The 19,593-nt window shown below is 46.9% G+C and carries 18 protein-coding genes; all 18 read right to left on the bottom strand.

Going from position 1 to position 19,593, the window contains the following annotated elements:
* Positions 1-382 precede the first annotated feature (382 nt).
* The gene (locus EYB58_RS00300) at positions 383-1,930 is read right to left on the bottom strand and encodes an SIR2 family protein (RefSeq protein ID WP_111956665.1); all 1,548 of its coding nucleotides are present in this window, start codon (positions 1,928-1,930) and stop codon (positions 383-385) included.
* Positions 1,931-2,219: 289 nt separating this feature from the next.
* On the bottom strand, positions 2,220-4,610 hold the full coding sequence (locus tag EYB58_RS00295) for a heavy metal translocating P-type ATPase (protein WP_163354388.1): 2,391 nt from the start codon (positions 4,608-4,610) through the stop codon (positions 2,220-2,222).
* A 103-nt stretch (positions 4,611-4,713) separates the two neighbouring features.
* On the bottom strand, positions 4,714-5,238 hold the full coding sequence (locus EYB58_RS00290) for a c-type cytochrome (RefSeq protein ID WP_111956661.1): 525 nt from the start codon (positions 5,236-5,238) through the stop codon (positions 4,714-4,716).
* Positions 5,239-5,472 carry a hypothetical protein gene (locus EYB58_RS00285; protein ID WP_111956659.1) on the bottom strand — a complete coding sequence of 78 codons (234 nt, stop codon included), beginning with the start codon at positions 5,470-5,472 and terminating at the stop codon, positions 5,239-5,241.
* Positions 5,473-5,476: 4 nt separating this feature from the next.
* Positions 5,477-5,752: a hypothetical protein gene (locus EYB58_RS00280; protein ID WP_111956657.1), complete on the bottom strand. Its 276-nt coding sequence runs from the start codon at positions 5,750-5,752 to the stop codon at positions 5,477-5,479.
* Positions 5,753-5,815: 63 nt separating this feature from the next.
* On the bottom strand, positions 5,816-6,067 hold the full coding sequence (ccoS, locus tag EYB58_RS00275; protein ID WP_111956655.1) for a cbb3-type cytochrome oxidase assembly protein CcoS: 252 nt from the start codon (positions 6,065-6,067) through the stop codon (positions 5,816-5,818).
* Positions 6,068-6,199: 132 nt separating this feature from the next.
* On the bottom strand, positions 6,200-7,132 hold the full coding sequence (locus tag EYB58_RS00270) for a cbb3-type cytochrome c oxidase subunit II (RefSeq protein ID WP_111956653.1): 933 nt from the start codon (positions 7,130-7,132) through the stop codon (positions 6,200-6,202).
* Positions 7,129-8,511, bottom strand: coding sequence for a cbb3-type cytochrome c oxidase subunit I (locus tag EYB58_RS00265; protein ID WP_423201849.1), 1,383 nt, complete (start codon positions 8,509-8,511; stop codon positions 7,129-7,131). The genes EYB58_RS00270 and EYB58_RS00265 overlap by 4 nt, the downstream gene beginning before the upstream one ends.
* Before the next feature lie 7 nt (positions 8,512-8,518).
* A complete protein-coding gene (locus EYB58_RS00260; protein ID WP_111956651.1) occupies positions 8,519-9,148 on the bottom strand; it encodes a cytochrome c3 family protein in 630 nt (209 codons plus the stop codon).
* On the bottom strand, positions 9,148-10,377 hold the full coding sequence (locus EYB58_RS00255) for a polysulfide reductase NrfD (RefSeq protein ID WP_111956649.1): 1,230 nt from the start codon (positions 10,375-10,377) through the stop codon (positions 9,148-9,150). The genes EYB58_RS00260 and EYB58_RS00255 overlap by 1 nt, the downstream gene beginning before the upstream one ends.
* Complete coding sequence (locus tag EYB58_RS00250; RefSeq protein ID WP_111956647.1) at positions 10,374-10,889, bottom strand: DUF3341 domain-containing protein; 516 nt, start codon at positions 10,887-10,889, stop codon at positions 10,374-10,376. Before EYB58_RS00250 ends, EYB58_RS00255 begins: the two co-directional genes overlap by 4 nt.
* A 3-nt stretch (positions 10,890-10,892) precedes the next feature.
* The gene (gene nrfD, locus EYB58_RS00245) at positions 10,893-12,200 is read right to left on the bottom strand and encodes an NrfD/PsrC family molybdoenzyme membrane anchor subunit (protein WP_111956645.1); all 1,308 of its coding nucleotides are present in this window, start codon (positions 12,198-12,200) and stop codon (positions 10,893-10,895) included.
* Positions 12,201-12,374: 174 nt separating this feature from the next.
* The gene (locus EYB58_RS00240; RefSeq protein ID WP_111956643.1) at positions 12,375-15,365 is read right to left on the bottom strand and encodes a 4Fe-4S dicluster domain-containing protein; all 2,991 of its coding nucleotides are present in this window, start codon (positions 15,363-15,365) and stop codon (positions 12,375-12,377) included.
* 36 nt (positions 15,366-15,401) lie between these two features.
* Entirely contained in the window at positions 15,402-16,196 is a 795-nt protein-coding gene (gene ubiE, locus EYB58_RS00235) for a bifunctional demethylmenaquinone methyltransferase/2-methoxy-6-polyprenyl-1,4-benzoquinol methylase UbiE (protein ID WP_242637496.1), read from the bottom strand.
* Between the two features lie 199 nt (positions 16,197-16,395).
* Positions 16,396-18,111, bottom strand: a complete 1,716-nt coding sequence (locus EYB58_RS00230; protein WP_111956639.1) for an ABC1 kinase family protein — start codon at positions 18,109-18,111, stop codon at positions 16,396-16,398.
* On the bottom strand, positions 18,108-18,389 hold the full coding sequence (locus EYB58_RS00225) for a hypothetical protein (protein ID WP_111956637.1): 282 nt from the start codon (positions 18,387-18,389) through the stop codon (positions 18,108-18,110). Before EYB58_RS00225 ends, EYB58_RS00230 begins: the two co-directional genes overlap by 4 nt.
* 387 nt (positions 18,390-18,776) lie before the next feature.
* Complete coding sequence (locus EYB58_RS00220) at positions 18,777-19,220, bottom strand: ATP-binding protein (RefSeq protein WP_165477742.1); 444 nt, start codon at positions 19,218-19,220, stop codon at positions 18,777-18,779.
* Positions 19,221-19,224: 4 nt separating this feature from the next.
* The gene (locus EYB58_RS00215; RefSeq protein ID WP_111956635.1) at positions 19,225-19,569 is read right to left on the bottom strand and encodes an STAS domain-containing protein; all 345 of its coding nucleotides are present in this window, start codon (positions 19,567-19,569) and stop codon (positions 19,225-19,227) included.
* Positions 19,570-19,593 lie beyond the last annotated feature (24 nt).

Below are 19,593 nucleotides of genomic sequence, written 5' to 3'. Positions count from 1 at the left end.
CTAAACAGAAACTATTGAAATCTGCGGTTTACCCGTCAGCATTTCACTTGTTTGAATTAAGTAAGGTGTCCCCCGAATTAGCCCCCGAATTAGTTGACTTTTATCGATCAATTCGGTCAATTTATCCAGTTGATGAACAAGATCACGGTCTTTTCTCAATTGTATTCTCATGCAAAAATCGGGGTCCGTCCTCTATTTTTCTCTATTTTAAATTAGGTTAAAAAGGTCAAAAGTCGACTTGCCCCCTTTTTGCCCCCTTTTTGACCCCTTTTTGACTTGACCCCTTTTCTTATCAATTCGATTTATCTCTGATAACTTGAAAAAACCGCATGCCTCTGGAATGCTCCTTTTCGGGGCGTTGTGCCAAAATCCCCATTATACGTCACCATCCCCACTTTAAGCGGTCATAAAGTGATGCCAGTTTCCTGAAACTGCTTGCATAATTTGATACCTCATAGTCAAGCTTATGTTCATTCTCAATCAAAAATTTATGAAGAAGATCGACATCAATTTTATCTCTTGAAAGGAAGGGAATGTATGCTGCGGCGTTCTCAGGAGTACATGACTCTATTATTTCATCCATAGACATGTGTTCATAGTTTCTGAAGAAGGGCTTCTTGTAAGATTCCACGCGAAATGATTTTAGACTTCTCAACACAACTTTGTCTAAATCGAACTCACTGTCTGAATATTTTTCTTGGCTATCTACTCCAAGTTTTCTTAGATAAAAGAACACTGGTACGTTTGGCGATCTTTTACAGACTTTAGGAGCTACATTCTTGAGCACCTGTTCGCTGTCAAAAGCCTGATCTTCGTGAATCAGATCACGAAGCAAATCTGGGGCTCCAATTGATGCATAGCCAACACATGATGGGCTTGTGGGCTCCTGGTGCGCCACTCCTACACCAACAAGAAACTCAACATCTTCTTTTGATTCAATTTCGTCAATATCAACTACGCATATCTTTTTTTCTGGGTTCGATGACTGAACGAGTTCATATAATTGTTCTTTGCAGTAACGTAGAACTCTTGCAGGGATTTTTCTTTTGGTAGACTCGATTGCTTTATAGACTGGTATATAATCGTTGGTTTTCACTAAAACCAAAGGTATTTGTGTGCCATCAATAGTCAAGTAAGTATCAGATATATTAGGATCTTCCCCGTCCGCTAACCTCTGGATAAATATTAGATTTTTTCTGAGCTTTTCAACGTTTTCCCTTCCTATACACGACGATATTGCTTTCAATAGGCCGCTGATATTTTCATCTGATATAGAGTAGCCAATAAAAACCACGGGGTGCTCTACGAAAACAGTGATTAGTTTAGCTGCGAGATACGTATTCTTCTCGTTGAACCTGTCGTAATCAGAGTCAGTTAGAACCAGTGAATTGGGCATGGTAGAACATCCATGTATTTTATATATTTCTCCAATTGCTTGGGGATTCTGAAATAACAACTCCTTCTGTCCAATATACGTTTTGTACTCAGGAAAGATTTGTTCGATAAACATATCCCAATTGGTTGTAATAACTCCATCGACGTTCAGATTAGCAAGAAGTGTTACTTCTTTAGAATAGCCAGACTCCTTAGCTTTCGATTGATCTAGCGTAGCCAAGTAGTTCGATATCTCAATTCGAAGCGCCGACGTTTCATCTTCGATCTTAGATTTAAACTTTTTAACACTGGATTCGTATTCCGGGGCTGACCACCAATATTCGTTGAAATCCTTTGCTAAAAGCGCGGCTACTTTAGGATAATTTCCATTTGCGGAGGACAAGTAGTATTCAAACGGCTTGCCTACTACGCAAAATTTAGACAAAAGGCCTTTCCAGTCCTCAAGCCCCAAATATCTTCGTGAAAATCCTGAACCAAGAAATAGAAAGGGACCAGCCGCGGTATCCTTGAAAATTTCGATTAATTTTTGTTCCATATATAGCCTTTTCCAGTTAGCTGATAGGGGCTGCCATTAATCAAGTTGATGACCGGTTGTCCGCATATCTTCAATGATTTGATATCTAACCGCATATTATGCGGAAAAGAAGGATAACCGGCGCGCTTATTTTTTTGTTAATATCTGCTGAATTCCATACCAGTATTCCCGAACTGTGTAAAGGGGGGGGGCAGGGTCAGGCAGGGCAAACGCATTGACTTTTCAGGAGTCATGAATACTTGCATGAATATGACCCCAATTTTTATCGAGAAACAGTTTTGATTTGCAATTACGTATGGGGTTGCGGTTTGTTTCTGGATTCTCTTTTTACCAGGAGCAGGGTGTTGCATGTCACGGAAAGACTGCTGAAAAGCATGGCAATTGCAGCGATTATGGGATTTAAAAATCCGGCGGCGGCTACCGGGATGCTGATGATGTTATAAATCAACGCAAATACAAGGTTCTGCTTGACCTTACGATTCACGCGTATGGCAAGCGATATAAAATCAATGAGCTGGACCGGGGTCTCCTGCATGAGGGTGATGGCGGCAACACCTTCAGCCGGGTTAAGGCCTGAATGGACGGCCATGGCAATATCGGATTGACCCATGGCGGGAGCATCGTTTACACCGTCCCCAACCATGGCAACTTTTTTGCCCGATTGTTTAAGGTTTTTGATAAATTCGGCTTTTTCATGCGGCAGCAATCCCCCATGGGTATGTTCAGCCGGGATCTGCACAAAGCTGCCGGCGGCCAGGGTGGATTTTTCAGCATCTCCTGAAATCAAAAAACAGGTGAGTCCCATTTTATCAAGATCTGAAACAAGCGTCTTTACACCGATTTTCATTGAATCTCCCAGATGGACAGCGGCTACAATCTTATCATTCGCAGATAAAAAAACCGTTGATATGACCTGTGCACCTTGCCTGGAAAACGAGACAAAAGAAGGTCCTTCCGGAAGGCTTTTATTCATAAAATCCATGCTGCCGAAACAATAGGTTTCATCCTGGAACCGACAACTGATACCGTTGGCGTGGTAAACAACATCTTCCAGTTCAAGGGGCGGTATTTTCCGGCTCATCCCATAGGTTGATATGGTGTGGGCAATGTAGTGGTCCGAGCCTTGTTCCATGGCGTGGATTATCTGCCAGGCTTTTTGCTCGGAAAAATCGTTTGCCGTGTCCATGCCCAGCACCTTCAGTTGGCCCGTGGTCAGTGTACCAGTCTTGTCAAAAACAATGGTATCCAGTCCATCAACCCGTTCAAATGCTTCAAAATCCCTTACCAGGATACCTTTTTTCCCGGCGGCAGACACGCCGGCCACAAGGGCAAGGGGAATGGCAATGCCAAGGGCGCAGGGGCAGGAAATGACCATGACGGATATCCCCCGATTAAAGGCATCGTAGGAAGTCAGTCCGTATAACATCCAGAAGAAATAGGTCACCACGGAAAATCCGATAACCGATGGGACAAAAAATTTTAAGATGTTCTCAAACCGCTGGGTCTGGGCGGTTTGTTCTGAAAGACTGTTTTCCATGATGGCAAGCATTCTGCCGAGAATTGAATTATCACCCACTTTCACGGCTTTTACCTGAATCTTGCCGGAAACAATCCGGGTACCGCTTTTGACCGTGTCCTGCAACCGGACATTGACAGGTTTTGCCTCCCCTGTGATGGATGACTCGTCAATGACGGCAGCACCCTGGGTGACAATGCCGTCTGCAGCCAAAATTTCTCCTTCTTCCGCCAGGAACGAGTCCCCCTCGGCCAATTGTTTTATGGAAACATACCGTCCCTTGGGAAATTGCGCTGCACAGATTCTGACTTTCTGGGGAACCAGGGAAAAAAATTTCCACAGGCCTTCAGCAATTTTGTTTTTTGCGGACTGTTCGAGCATCTTTCCCGTCAGTATGAGCAGGATCAGCATGGATGCGGCATCAAAATAGAGATGGATGCTTCCCCGGTAAAAATGAAACAGGCTGTACGTATAGGTTGAGAATGAACCGGTGGATACCAACGTTTCCATTCCGGGCCATCCGGATGTGATACCCACAAGGGCCCGTTTGTGTATGGGGTATCCGCCGTAAAACACAACAATGGTGGCCATGATGCATACCGGCCAGGCCAGCAGCTGAACGGAGTGGGGCGATAGCTCAATGAAGAATCCGGAATAGATGGCCCAGCTGAGCATCATGACATTCATGGTTAAAAACAGGGTCACGCAAATACGGATAAATTCTTTTCTGCTTTTTGGGGATTTCTGATCAATATCAGTAGAAGGGTAACCCAGTTTTTCAATGGCGGTATAAATTTTTTCAGGAGAGGTTTTTACGGGATCATACATCACGCTTCCCCGGTCGCTGGAAAAATTGCAAGAGGCGGTTATCACGCCCTTTGACCGGGTGAGCGTATTTTCAATTATCCACGCACAGGCCGGACACCACATATTTTGAATCTGGAGATTAAGGGTCAGAAAATTTTCGGAATCAATGGGAACCTCTTCATCCATCCCGGATACATTTTCGGCAGGTATTTCAGGGATTCTTTCCGACGATGCCGACGTTTCTAAAGATGTGTCCGGGACAATACCTGCGGCAACACATTGTTTGTAAAGGTCGGTCTCCTTGAAATCTTTTGTATCTTTGTACTGCTCTGATTCCATGAGCATGGTATGGACCATTTTGCATCCCTGGCAGCAGAAGATGTCTTTTGACGTCGCTTTAGAAACCTTAACATTCAGGCCGCAAAGCGTGCACGGGACTATTGTTTTCATTGGTAAGGGATTAGGATGATCCGTGGCCCATTTTCTGTATGTGCCGGATATACCGGATAACCGCTTCCCGGCTTTCAACAGACATGGAACTTGCCAGGGCAGGTGCTTTTTTGCTGCCATAGCTGATAAAGGCAAATAATTCCCCATCACTCATGGCAACGGCTTTCTCACCGGTCAGGTCCGTGGGCAGGGGAAAAAAACTTTGTCCCACGGTGCCAAGCCCGTCCATTTTGGGACCGTGACAATGGGAACAGAATGCCTGGTAATCCTTTTCACCTTTGGCCAGCATCTCTTGAGCCGGCCCAGCCGGTTTTAAGGTAAAACCTGTTTTCAGCAATTCCCTGATCAGGGCCTCACTTTTTTTGTCGGCAATGGTTCGTTTGTCCATTATAAGCTCCGGTTCTTCATGGGGCCGAACCACCGGGGTTTGATACATTCTTCCGGCTTTTAAATTTGAATCATACAGGGTAATGACCGTATAGACCCCTGTTAAAACCAGCGACACAAAGATTGCAATAACCAGCACCTTTTTCATCTATTTGCCCTCCTTGCCGCTGACATGCTGGCCCTGGGGATTTTTCGGGTATACCGCATAGGGAGATTCCGAAGGCAGGCTTTTCACTGGGCGGTAGTCCCAGGTCGGCACGCCTTTGTCCGCCACGACCACAAAAGAGAAATATCCAACACCGAGAATGATGGCAACCATGACTATGATCCACAGACAGGTGCGTGAAAGGGTTTCTTTATTTTTGGTTTCGAGTGTGTTCATAAGATTATAATATTACCTCCGAAAGGCCGTAATACAGAATATAATAAATCGCCCATAGAACCGTACCGCCAACGATGAGGGCGATGATCATGGGAAACGGCCCGTCTGCCTTTTGTATGCCGTCGACAAAGTGCTGGACGGCTTTAATTTTGGAGACCCTGGCTTTCGAGCCGAGCATGGGAAGAACCGACAGGGTCACGCCAAACAGGATTGCGAAAATAAGGGTCAGAATGATCAAGGCAAGCACATGCTGGGTGTTTAAAAGTTCGAAAAATCTCATTTGTCATCCTTAGTTTTTGGCCTCTGTTTCGGGTTTGCATCCGTCTCCCGGAAAAACCATTGCCTATCGGAAAAAAAGGGCATAGCCCACCAGGGCAAAGCTTGCCCCAATGGCTGCAAGGGCCAGGAAAAAGAGACAATAGATATCACGTCCGGCCTTTGCTGACGGCACGGTCTGATGTGTGGTCTCCTCCATGGCCAAAAATCTTGCCCGCTGCTGGTCGGCGAATTGTCCGGTTTTCAGTGCCCATACAAACACGGCAACGCCGATAAAAAGTCCGGTCAGGATATATGCCAGAAAAAATGGATAATACATCTTTCTACCCCCCCCCCTTAGGAATCAGTCCGAAATAATTTAACCTGGGAGCGCGGGCGTCTCGCCTGCATGTCCGCAAGTATCGTAAAGATGCAGGCGGGACGCCCGCGCTCCCGGAGATATCTAAATGGGTTATTCATATGCGGCATCAATACCTTTGGGTTCTTTATTTGCATCGATCTCATTAATAAAATATTTGGCAATATAGTTTCCCACATCCCATATTTTTTCTGATTCCAGTTCCCGTTTAAAGTAAGGCATGGCCGTTCCGGTAATGCCGTTCATGATCTGATAGTAGATAATTCCCCCACTGATCCCCCGGCCTTTGAGGATGGTAAAGTTCAACGGTGGTGGATTCAGATAGGGCTGGGCCGGACCCATGCCGTCTCCCACAGGTCCGTGGCAGCCAAAACAGAAATCCTGGTAGATTTTTTCCCCCCTTGCAAGGCTCGCCTCGGATGCCGCATAGGGTGTGGGGATTTCCCGCCAGCCCTTGGGGACATTTTCATGAAGCCATGCAACGTTTTCATTTACACCCGCGGTATATGCCTCAACGGATCTTTTTTTCCAGAGGGTTTGTCTCTCCATTCGCAGGTCTGCATTCTTGAGCCCCAGGCTCTGGGTATACCGGATCAATATGTCCAGATTGTCCTGTTTCAAAAATTCAAATGGCGGCATGACGGACAGGGGTCGTGTATATCTGGGGTTTGTAAAATGAGCCTGATGCCAGTCATCCGGATGCTCTCCGCCTTCCTGGGACAGGTCCGGGCCTGTCCTCTGGGAGCCCAGGAGAATGGGATAATCCTTTAGATAATCCCCGGCCTGGGCCAGCCTTTCTGCCCCCAGTCCCCAGTCCACCGATCGGATCGACTGGGTATGGCAGTAAACGCATCCGTTACTGATATAAAGAGCCCGTCCTTGTTCTTCCATGGCCGTCCGGGTTCTGAACAGGTCCGAAGGAATGGTTTTGCTTGTGTCGGCATAGGGAAGAATAATGACCACCGATACCACTGCAATAAGGATAAGAAGGCTGCCGAAGACGATGGCCGCAGGTGTCATTTTCATGATGTTTCTCCGGCAGTTGAAAAGAGTGATCTGAAAATATTATAAAACCCTGACAGGGCGGACAGAAAAATTAACAGACCCAGGGACGCCCGGACAATATTGTATATGTGGATTTCGGGGAGTACCCGGTACACGGTTTCTCCGTTCAGCCAGGCATTGCCCTGAATGAGTCCGGAAATGGTTAACACGATGGTAAATCCGACCACGCCGATCAATACCATCCAGTATTGGAAATTGGCCAGAAATGGACTGAAGAGCGGTTTACCCGTTATTCTCGGGAGGGTAAAATACATACCTCCCAGAGCAATCATTCCGGCAAATCCGAGAACGCCGACATGGGCGTGGCCTACAACCCAGTGGCTGAAATGGGTCACTCGCTGGACATCGGGCAGTGCCATCATTGATCCCCGGATACTGACGATAAAATACATGATGGTCCCGGTAAAAACAAATTTTCCACCGATGTCTTCACTGATCAATCCAAGCTTTCCCCTGGCCGTGTACCAGATATTGATGAGAAAGGCCATCACCGGAATCACCATGGCAATACTGTCAACAATGGCGACCACTTTAAGCCAGGTGGGAACCGGCACCTGCAGCAGGTGATGGGTTCCGATATGGGTATAAATGACAATCAATGCCCAGAATCCCAGGAGGGACAGCGTATGACTGTACAACGGTGTCCGGCAGACCTGGGGAATAATGTAATAAACAACGGCCGCAGCCAAAGGCGTCAACAAAAGTCCAAACACATTGTGTCCGTAAAACCAGAGAAGAATGGCATCGGGAATGCCGACCAGGGCGCCGGAGTCCGGCTGCCAGATAACGTTGCCCAGGCAGTAGGTACAGGTGGTCAGAAGGATGCCTGCCAGCACATACCAGACAGATACATACAGGATTTTTTCCTGCCTGTTTTTTACCGTCATCATCAAATTTAAAAAAATAAGGCAGAAGGCGATGACAATACCAACATCAATGGGCCAGATCATTTCAGCGTATTCCCGGCCCTGGGTAAAGCCTGCGGCAAGACTGACCACCAGGGCGACCAGGGCAATATTCCACAGGACAACCGTAAATACGCCCAGCCGTTCACTGTAAAGCTCGGTGCGCAGCAACCGGGGAACCAGATAAAATGAACTGCCCAGAAGGCCCGGGGTAACAAACCCGAACAATACCAGGTTCACATGCATGGGACGAAGTCTTGAAAAGAGGAGCCAAGCAATGTTGCCGGTTAAATCAGGGGCCACAAGCTCTATGGCCGCAATAAATCCTGCCAGCGTGGCCACCATCATCCAGACAGCGGAGGTCAGGCAAAACCCCTTGGCTGTCATGTAGGTCGCAGTATCGGGTTGGGTTGGTTTCTCAGGCAAAACAAACACTCCTATATTAGTTGTGACAGGAAAGCCAGCAGTCTAAGTTAGCTTCTTCTTTCCTGTGACATTGGACACAAAACCCCATTTTAAATTCGTGACGCTTAAGCCTGTCAGTTCCTTCAACGTCCCCGTGACAGGCTTCACACTCAAACTGTTTTTTTATGTGGCGTTCATGGTTGAACATGACATGTTCGGGCACATAAAAAACCTTTTTCCACGGTGTGGGCGTCTGGGTATCAAAGTAATTGTGTTCTTTTCTGATTTCCGGGTGATTGGGAATAATAAAGTTGTGACAGTAAAGACATTTTTCCACCGGCGGAATTCCGGGATGGACGGACCTGTCCACATATGAATGACAGAAACGGCAGTCAATTTTTTTGTTGCCTGCATGGAGCCTGTGGCTGAAAGCGATGGGCTGAACCGGCCCTGCATTCACATGGGGCATGATATAGTAGACATAGGCAAATAGAACAACCAGGATAATCAAGGCACTTAAGACAAGCAATTGGATTTTATTTTTTTTTACCTGGGCTGAAAAAGAATGAAACTGGGAGACAAGAGTCAGGGGTTTGCCTTTTGTTCCCACCAGAACAACTAAAATGATTAGCGTTAAGAGTGTCAGGGATACCAGTATTATTTCCATTAAGCCACCTCCCCTGAGTCGGTTTTCAATGCTTCAGGTAATTCTTTGAAATAGGCTAAAATGGAAAGACTAAAGAGACTTAAAAATCCAAGGGTAATGATGATCTCACCGATGCCAATGGGAAATACCGCCGGATCGTGGGCAAGAAAACTGGGCCCCAAAAGAAGAAAATGCTCGATCCAGAGTCCTGCCAGGACACATGAGCTGACAACGATCATGCATTTGGGAGACTGCTTTATTTTTCTGCTCAAAAGGATGATAAACGGCAGGATAAAACAGCCGATAAATACGGTCCATGCCAGAATGCTCCATGGCTGGGTCATGGTTCGTTTAATGATATAGGCGGATTCTTCGGGAATGTTCCCGTACCAGATAACCACGAACTGGGAATAGAAAAAATCCCCCCATACAATGCTGAAGCCGAAAAAAAGCGTGCTCATGTCGCCCAATTGGGCCGGGGTAAGGGTAAAGGGCACCTTGGGGTTTAAATGAAGTAGCGAGACCAAAAGGATAATGGCACCGAACCCGGCAAAGATGGCTTTGATAAAGGTGTAGGCCCCAAACAGGGTGGAATACCAGTGCGGGTCCGCGCTCATGACCAGATCAAACCCGACAAGGGAAAGACACATGGCAAAGGCAAACATATACCAGCCTGCAAAAACCGTCATCCGGTGTTTGATGATTTCAGGGTCACGGGAACATTGTTCAAACCGCTTGAATAAAAATGCTTTCAACCGGGTATTTTTGGGGGCCGCTTTTAATCTGAATTTAAGTGAGTAATACAGGTAACCAAACCCGAGGATGTAGAGAATCAAAAAAGCCACACCGTCCCGGGCAAATAAAAAGGGAACATTCAGCCACACTTCCTTGCCGTGCAGGTCTTGTCCCACCCACGGAAATACGTAGTTCTGTCCGATGAAAAGAAGGATAAAAAGAACAAAGGATACAGGGAAAAAAGCGGAAAACGCTTCTGCCACTGCTGCAAAGGTGTGGCTCCATTTGGCTTTGGTAAAGTGCATGAGGGTTGAAAATAAAAGCCCTCCGCAGGAGATGATGGTAAAAAACATGAAATTTGTCAGAAAGGCAAGCCAGGCTTGTTCCGGGTGGCCCGTTGCTGCCAGAATAATGAAAAACAGGAATCCTCCACCGGCAATGAGTGCAGGAATGAAGAACACACTCTTTTTCAAAGGTGCTGAAGGTTCTGTGACTGCCGTATCCATGGACGTCATTTGGTTTCCCTCTGTTTTTTAATAGACCCTGTGTGGTCGAGCAGATCCCTCAGACTGTCAGCATCTTCGGGCGTTGAAGCCACTTCAATCCCATACATAGAGCCTGAGCATTCCGGGTCATAATTTTTTTCATAGTCTGGGTCTAGAAGCCCCACCTGGGTCACTATGCCCAATACATTGCCAAGCACAGCAAACAGGATAGTAAATTCAAAGGCGATGACAAAAAAAGGTATCCAGGAAATAATGGGCTTTCCACTGACAATGAGGTCCCATCGGGTGGATGTAAACACGGCAAGGGAGAATCCGGAAAAAAAACCAATGATCCCGCCGATCAAAGTAAACCATCCGATCTTGCTTTTTTTCCTGCCAAGCGCCTGGGCAAGGGCGTCGCTGGGAATGGGGCTGTGAACTTCTGCTACCTCAAAGCCTTTTTCCTGTATTTTTTCTACGGCAGCCAGGGTTTCTTCCTGGGTATTATAAAGGCCTGTGACTATGATGGCATCCGTATTCATGAATTACTCCACTTGATGATGAACCATTTCTTTCATTTCCGTCATGGAAACCGACGGCAGGTGCTTAACAAAGAGCAAAAACAGGAAAAAGAAAAGACAAAAGGCACCTACCATGATTCCCCCCTCAACCCATGTGGGGCGGTAATGCCCCCAGGCATTGGGCAGAAAATCATGGGCAACGCTGCCCGCGATGATGACAAAACGTTCAAACCACATGCCGATATTTACAAAAATAGAGATGATAAACAATGGGATGACATGGGTCCTGATTTTTTTGAATAAATACAAAAGGGGGATGACGGTGTTGCAGACCACCATGATCCAGTATTCCGGCGCATAATGACCAAACGCCCGCCACCAGAAGGTTTCCATTTCAATACTGTTGTGGCTGTACCAGGCGATGAACAACTCCGTGGCATAGGAAAATCCCACAATGATGCCGGTAAAAACAATGGTTTTTGCGATGCTTTCGAGTACATTCATGGTGATCAGCGCTTCGTACTTGAAAATTTTTCTCAAGGGAATACTTAAGGTCAGCACCATGGCAAGGCCTGAATGGATGGCCCCGGCAACAAAATAGGGAGCAAAAATGGTGGTGTGCCAGCCGGGTATTACGCTAAGGGCAAAATCCCAGGACACCACACTGTGGACCGAAATAACAAGGGGGGTGGCAAGACCGGCAAACAAAAGATAGGCCCTGGAGTAGTTCATCCATTGACCGGTTTTACCGGACCACCCAAGGGAGAGCACCTGAAAAATCTTTTTGCGAACGCCCCGGGACCGGTCCCTGATGATGGCTAAATCCGGGAGAAGCCCGGTATACCAGAAAAGACTACTCACGGTGAGATAGGTGGAGATGGCAATAACATCAAATATCAGGGGAGATTGAAAGTTGGGCCATAAAGTTCTTTGGTTGGGAAGGGGCAGCATATAAAAAACCAGCCAGGCACGGCCCAGGTGAATAAAAGGAAAAAGCCCCGCAATGCACACGGCAAATACGGTCATGGTTTCAGCAGCCCTGGCAATGGGGTTTCTCCATCCTGCCCGGAACAGAAACAAAATGGCGGAAATCAGGGTGCCGGAATGGGCAATCCCCACCCAGAAGACAAAATTTATCAGATAGGTGCCCCAGTGGACCGGTGTGTTCATGCCTGCCACGCCCACGCCGACAAAGATCTGGTAGGCCCAGCAGGAAGCGCCCATGATGGCTCCGCAAAACAACAGGGCGATGATGCCCCAGTAGGCCTTTCCCGGACGGGTCAGCGTGTCCAGGACCGTGGTATTGATTGTTTCAAAGGTCAATTGAGACATATGTTTAAAACCCCTAATTGAAGGTTCATACTCGATGAGCCAGTTTTTGTTAATTTGACCAACTTCGGCGTTGGTAACAATTTTTAATCCTCAAAATATATTGTATATTCCTCCGGTTAAAAATTGTTTCCGCCTTGAATTTGGACAAATTCCCTAAAAATTTGGATTATCGAGTCATAGTTCCTGCACCATTTTCTTCAAATAAATAACAGCAGGTTTGGTATTCAGATAGCCAAGCACCTGGTAAGCCCGTGATTCTCGGGCCAGAATGGAAACCGCACTGTTTTTGTCCAGGAAATTACCAAAGGTCAGTGCATTGGCAGGACATGTCTGCACGCATGCCGGCTGAACTTCTCCGTCCCGAATCTTACGGTTCTCATTTTTTGCCTGATTGTGGGCTTTTTTAATTCGCTGTACACAAAATGAGCATTTTTCCATGACCCCTTTGCTTCTGGCGGTGACATCGGGGTTGAGCTGAAGGTTGAGGGGGGCGGGTCTTTCCCAGTCAAACCAATTGAACTTTCTGACTTTGTACGGGCAGTTCTGGGCACAGAACCGGGTGCCGATACAGCGGTTGTAAACCTGGTTGTTGAGCCCCTCCTTGGAATGGTGGGGGGCGTACACCGGACATACGGATTCACATGGGGCCGCATCGCAGTGCTGGCACATCATGGGAAGAAAAATCAGCCGGTCTTCATCGTTCTGATCCTGGTATCGTTCAATTCGCAACCAGGCCATTTCCCGGCCTTTTATGATCTGCTCTTTTCCCACAACGCCGATATTGTTTTCCGCATAACATGCGGCCACGCAAGCATTGCATCCCACACATTTGTCCAGATCCACGATCATCCCCCACCGGTAGCCATCATGTTCGTGGGGTGCGTAAACATCTCGTTTTTTATCGTATCCTTCCTCGGTGGGCAGGGTTAACGGGAACTGGTTCATATCCAGGCCCCCGCCCTCTTTTTGTCCATGCCCGTCGGATTGGCCGTGGTCGGCAGATTTACCGTGTCCGTCTTCGCTGTGGCTGTTCGCCAAGGTCATGGACAGGGCAATTTTTCGTTTGTACTGGGACCGGCTGCCATCTGTCTGGGGAAGTGCTTCAACCTTGCCGGTCCGTTTAATCGAAGTGGGGGTGATTAAATAGGAGAGAAAATCAGAGGTCTCAAGGTTTCCTGACAAAAGATCAACCGGGTTGCTGCCGAATCCTTGGGCATACCGGCCGCAGGCACTGTGCCCTTGGCCCATCTGCATGGCCATCACGCCTAAGGCAACGCCCTGGTAGGAATAGACCGGTGCTGTGATGGCGTGGTCGCCTGCTTCAATGGTCAGGATATCCCCGTGTGCGAATCCACGTTCTTCCAGGGTTGCAGGGTGAATCATGAGCATGGTTTCCCAGGCAATACTGGTCACAGGATCGGGTATTTCATTGAGCCAGGACTTGTTGCCCCCCCGGCCGTCATAGAGCCGAAGTGACGGAACCGCCAGAAAATTTAATTCCGGTTCTTCAGACAGTTCGATGACGTAAGGTGCATTTTTCAGCGCCTTGATGGATCCCGTGTCAAGGGGGGGACGCCCGGCCACGGATTTGCTGTTGGAATGAAATATCCCGCCTGATTGAATTGTTTGCATGAAATGGGCTTTGCTCTTTTCAGGCATATTCGTATACAGGTAGTCGGCAAGATATTGATAGTAGTCATCAAACTGCCGGTCTTTGTCTGACAGGTCGAGGAACACATCGCCCATGGAAGGCGCCTTGCTGAGCCGTCCCATGGCAGGCTGGAGGGTTGAAATGCATGCCGTGTTGCTTTCATAACTGTCCCAGGTCTCAAGCGGCAGTTGCACCGGGAAAATAAGGTCTGCGTTTTTGGACGTCTCATCCATGACATTTGAAAAACTGACCTTGAAGATCTCTTTACGATTAAAAATATCCGTTAAATCAGCGTTTTCTGGAAACGTAAACAAGGGGTTGGTATTATAAAACAATAAGAGCTCTGTGGGGTCAGTGGCGACCGTTTTGAAGAATTTAGCGGTTTCTTTTGCCGTCATGACTTTTTCAAGGGCGTGCCTGTGTTCAAAATCATACAGAGAAAGATCTTTGTCCAGCAGAAGATTCATCAGGGTCACGGCCATCTCCAGGGCAAAGGAGGTGTCTGCCGTTGTGGTGCCTGTTGACCCCAGAACCAGGGGGCGGTGGGATGCGAGCATGGATTGGGCCAAACGGTTTTGATCCGCTTCCGGAAATCCGGTATTTTTTTCAACGATGTCAGGATGATATGGACTGACAACAGCCGTAAGTTCTTTTAAAAAGGGCCCAGGCAGATGATCTATTGTTCTGGTTTCCAAAATTTGGCGGATCACCCCCAAGGCCACCATATATTCCGTTCCTGCCGTAACCGGGAAAAATTTGTCTGCATTGGCGGCTGTCAAGGACATGTAGGGGCCTGCATGAACGAACGTTCCCTTTGTACCGTCTTTAGGGCTGTGCATGGATTTGAATTTGCGGATATATTCAACCGGTGACAGCCAGGTTTCTATAAAATCCGCGCCAAATCCCAGAATAAAATCTGCGTTTTCCATATGAAAAGAGGGAAGCATGGGCTTGGAAAACAGGGCTTGGTGGGCGGCTCTCAAGGCATCGTGGGCGTAAGGTTCGTACACGGCTGCGGGAGTTGCGCCAAATGCCTCCAGGGTGGTTGCAAACAGGGTGCAAAGGGGTACTGATGTTATGCCGGTCAGCATTTTGACGCGGTTGCTTCCCTTGTCTGATGCGGTGTGCATCCGCTTTTTCAGAATGTCAAAGGCTTGATTATAAGAGATCGGTTTAAATGTCTGGCCTGTTTTGAGTTGAGGCATCATCAGTCTGTCTGGATCATAAACAGACTGTAGAGCCGCCTGGCCCCGGATGCACAGTTTCCCACGGTTCACCGGATGGGCGGGATTTCCTTCCAGCTTAATAACCCGGCCCTCACGGTTTTTTGCAAGGATACCGCATCCTGCAGGGCACTCCATGCACGTGGAGGCATACCATACCGCTTGCCCTGTTACAAAATCCTTCGGGGCCGTTACCAGTGAGAAAATATTTTTGTCATAGTCTGACTTGCAGCCATAGGCAACAGAAATGCTTCCGATTCCGGCAGTTTTAAGAAATGTTCGCCTATCCATTATGCGTCCTTTTATTAAAACGGTGCTGATCTATTTTTATTTCCTTGCTGAATGAATCACTGCGATGCCATTTGTCAACTTCGTAATTTTGATATCTTTAAAACCGATATTTTGTAAAATCAAGCTTAACTCCCCAGGGAGTGGAAACGCGCGTATGGATTCCGGGAATGCCGTGTAAGCCTCTGTTGAACCGGTGATGAGTCCCCCTATCAACGGCATTATTTTGAATGAATACAGATCATAAAAATATCTAAAGAAAGGGTTGTCAGGTTTTGAAAATTCCAGGCAACACATGGCACCGCCTTTTTTCAACACCCGGAAGATCTCCTTGAAACCGGTTTCAAGATGGGTGACGTTTCGAATCCCAAAGCCGATGGAAACCGCATCAAATGAACCATCAGGAAAAGAGATGGATTCAGCATCGCCTTGAACAAAGGTTACCCCTTTTATGGATTTTTTTTTCCCTTGTTCGATCATTTTCCGGTTCATATCATACACAACCGACATACCGTTTTTGCCTGTTCTGTAAGCGGACAACCTGGCTATATCACCCGTTCCGCCGCAGACATCCAGAATTTTTTGCTTCGGTTTGATCATGAGGGTTTCAACGGCCTTTCGTTTCCATGCATAATGAATTCCGCAACTCAAAATGGTATTCATAAAGTCGTATTGTGTGGCAATGGAATTGAAATGCCGGTTAACCCGGTGACGCTTCTCTGATTCGGCATAGGTGGTAAACCCGAATGTTGCTGTCCGGGTTTCTGATACATGACTTTCAAACTGCTCGAGTCGTTTTTTTCGATTGCACCATTTATCAATATCTAAGATCATTTTCTTGTCCGGGTCCATTTGATAGAGATGTTAAAAATATAGTTGTCATAGCATTTGCCGTAACAAATGAAAATATTTTTTGTGCTTTTCAAAAATCGTCTATCTGCCGGCATTGGATTGTATCCCAATATGGCGGCCTTGGAAAAGACATCTCAAGGCGACAACCCTTTTGGAGGGCAATTCATGAAAGTGTTAGGTGTTACAAGCGTCCTGAGCGAAGGATCGAAATTATCAACCAAAGTCCGAGAAAAGTTGCGATGACATATCCTGTAACACCCAGAAGCCCGGTGAGCGATATTTCGGGCAATCCGGCAAACTCAAAATCAATGTCGAAAAGCTTCTGGGAAGAATTAAGAATCAGGGCAGCCGCAATGGTTGAAGAAGCGATTATAATCCCCACAATCAGCCGGTTGAATAATTTTTCCAGGGTTTGTTGTATTTTGGAGGAGGTTGTGTGTCGAATCTCCATGGAAAGGCTGTTGGCTGCTGCATTGGCAAGCATTTCGCTAATGCTTTCTGGCATGGATTGAAGATGGCCTGCCATTTTGCGGGCATCTGCATTGAATCGTTTGAAGAGTTGGTCCGGTTTTAAATTCTGCTTTAGCAGGTTTTCGGCATATGGCCTGGCAACTTGAAGAATGCTTGACGTGCTGCCAAGTTTTTTCCCAATGGCTTCGTTTTGAACAAAGGTCTTGAAAATCAGCAGGAGATTTCTTGGCATCGTGATCCGGTGCTTGAGCACCATCTGTATTACCTTGTCATAGACCTCTTTGACCGAGATGGAGGGGAGGGGACGCCCATAAAAAGGTTCACTGACATCCTTCAGGTCGGCTTTGAATTCCTTGAGGCGAATCTGTTTCTTGTTCAAAAGACCCATCTTTTTCAAGGCATCCATAACCAAATCATAATCGTGGTCTGCAAACCCAAGGCAAATATTGGCAAGTTCTTTCATCATTTCATCATCCACGTAACCCATCAGCCCGAAGTCGATAATGCTGACCCGGCCATCTGCCATAACAATAGTATTTCCCGGGTGGGGATCAGCGTGAAAGAAGCCAAATTCCATGAGCTGGCGGGAGAAGGATCGAAGGCCTATAAGTGCTACCTCACCGGGGTCGATGCCGGCAGCTCTGATGGCCTCTACCTGATCCACCTTGATACCATCGATATACTCCATCACCAGGACTGACCGGCTTGTGTATTCACGATAGACTTTGCAGATATGCATTTCGCGCGTATGCTTGAAATTAGTTCTGAATCGTTCAATATTACCGGCTTCCGCAAACATATCCAGTTCGTTGAAGATGGTCCGTTCAAATTCTTTGACAAGATTCACGACACCGAGTATCCTGCCGCGTTGAGAACGATTCTCCATCATCCGGGCAAGATAATACATCAGCCGGATGTCTTTTCGAATAATGGGAAGGATATCAGGCCGAATCACCTTGACCGCAACCCGCTCTCCTGAAAAAAGCCGGGCCTCGTGAACCTGGGCCACGGACGCTGCGGCAATGGATTCGGAATTGAAGCGATCAAACAGGGCTGTCAGGGGTTTGCCTAATTCCCTTTCCACTACATTGGAAATCGCAGATAAGGGAAGAGGCTGTACCTGATCCTGTAGTCTTTTGAATTCATTTACATATTCAAAAGGCAGAATATCATCTCGGGTACTCAAAAGTTGGCCCAGCTTGATAAAGCTGGGACCGAGCTGCTCCATGCAGAGGCGGATCATCCTGGGGGACGGAAATTCGGTTGCAGCAGCATTTCTGTTCTTTTCTGGAGATCCAGGGGCCTTGGGCGCAACCCTGGTAACACGACCGGTCACATCCTTGATGCCATACCAGACTACGACCCAGAGGATACACACAAGCCGCCAGAACAGCTTAACGTTCAGACAGAGTCTCAAAACAATCACTCGTCAGAATCGTTGTCCGATTTGTTTACGGAGGCTTTATCCCATTTTTTTGCGATCTCTTTCAGTTTGGATCGGTCGGAGATATAATGTTCAACATAACCGCAGTTAACACAAACGTAGTTATCAATGGGAGCCATGCTTGAAAGGCTTATGGGAATTGAATTACTGGCAAAAGGGCCACCTTTCAGAAGACTGGCGATCGGTCCGTCTTTCACAATCAGCTCAGCGCCTGAATAGACTTCACCAGAACCACATTTAGGGCAATTGGCGTTTTTCAAAATAACACCTCCAAATAATCTTAAATATTAAGAACAAATTGTTGTATCCGTTGTCATTTTGCTTCCAGGCAAGGCAAATGCCCATTCATGAAAACCCACGTTGGATCGGGCGTCGGCTGCATTCGGCCTGAAAGTTTCCTAAACTATCACAATCTGTCAAAATTTGTAAAGACTTGATTACATATATCATTTTTGTTGTTATTATAACTTCCCCGTTCTATTAAGGAAATAACCCCACTGTAAATAATTGAACGTGGCGTTCGTATTCCACAAATGACACCCAATTCGTAAGAAGATCAACAGGGAAATGAATCGATTAGGTTATTGTTTGAATGAGCCCCGGGCAGATATTTTTTTAAAAAATCTGGAACTACGCTACATCATTGGTTATCCGGGTTTTTCATGGTTTTTTAAATATTTGACCAGAGTCATAATGTTTTGTCCGTTTATAGTTTTATAATGGACCTCGTCCATCAGGGCGTGCAGGATATAGACCCCCATCCCTCCTTCAGGGAGGGTTTCAACCTTTGATGGATCGAAGCTGAAGGGCGCAACCTTTGCAGGACTCATGCTTTCTCCTTTGTCGTAAATCTTGAAGGCCAACCGGTCCGGATAAAGCAGGACATCTATTTCCACCGAATGCCCTGCCTGGCAATGATAGGCATGCTTTATATCGTTGTTCACAGCTTCCACGACACACAGCTCTAATTGGTAACTCGTCGTGCTGTCTATGCACAGGGTGTTGGCGATGCCACGCACGGCACTCCCTACCAGGGAAACATTCTCAAGCCTGCTGTCAATAATCAGCCGGATCATGTTCGCTGCTTTCATTTCTTTATGCCTTCCCGGAAAGCGCCTCAAGGGCTTCATTTTCAGAGGTATAGATATCAAATACCCGATTCATGCGGGTCAGGCGAAAAAGGCTCATGACGCTTTCCTTCACGACGCAGATCACGAGATTGCCGTTATTGCCGATTTTTTTGAACCCCGAAATAATGGCGCCAAGTCCGCTGCTGTCGATAAAGTCCACTTCGGAAAGGTTGAGCACAATCCTCCGATTTCCCGAATCAATCCATTCGTTCATTTTTTGTTTGAATTCACCAGCTGTTGACGCATCGATTCTTTTTTCCATCGGTCTCACGATCAGGACATCCTCGACATTGTTATGTTTCAGTTGCATAATTTTTTTCCTAAAATTTATTTT

The sequence above is a fragment of the Desulfobacter hydrogenophilus genome, from assembly GCF_004319545.1.
GTDB classification, from domain to species: Bacteria; Desulfobacterota; Desulfobacteria; order Desulfobacterales; family Desulfobacteraceae; genus Desulfobacter; species Desulfobacter hydrogenophilus.
The sequence above is the reverse complement of the archived record's forward strand: the minus strand, read 5'-3'. Positions and strand labels throughout refer to the sequence as shown.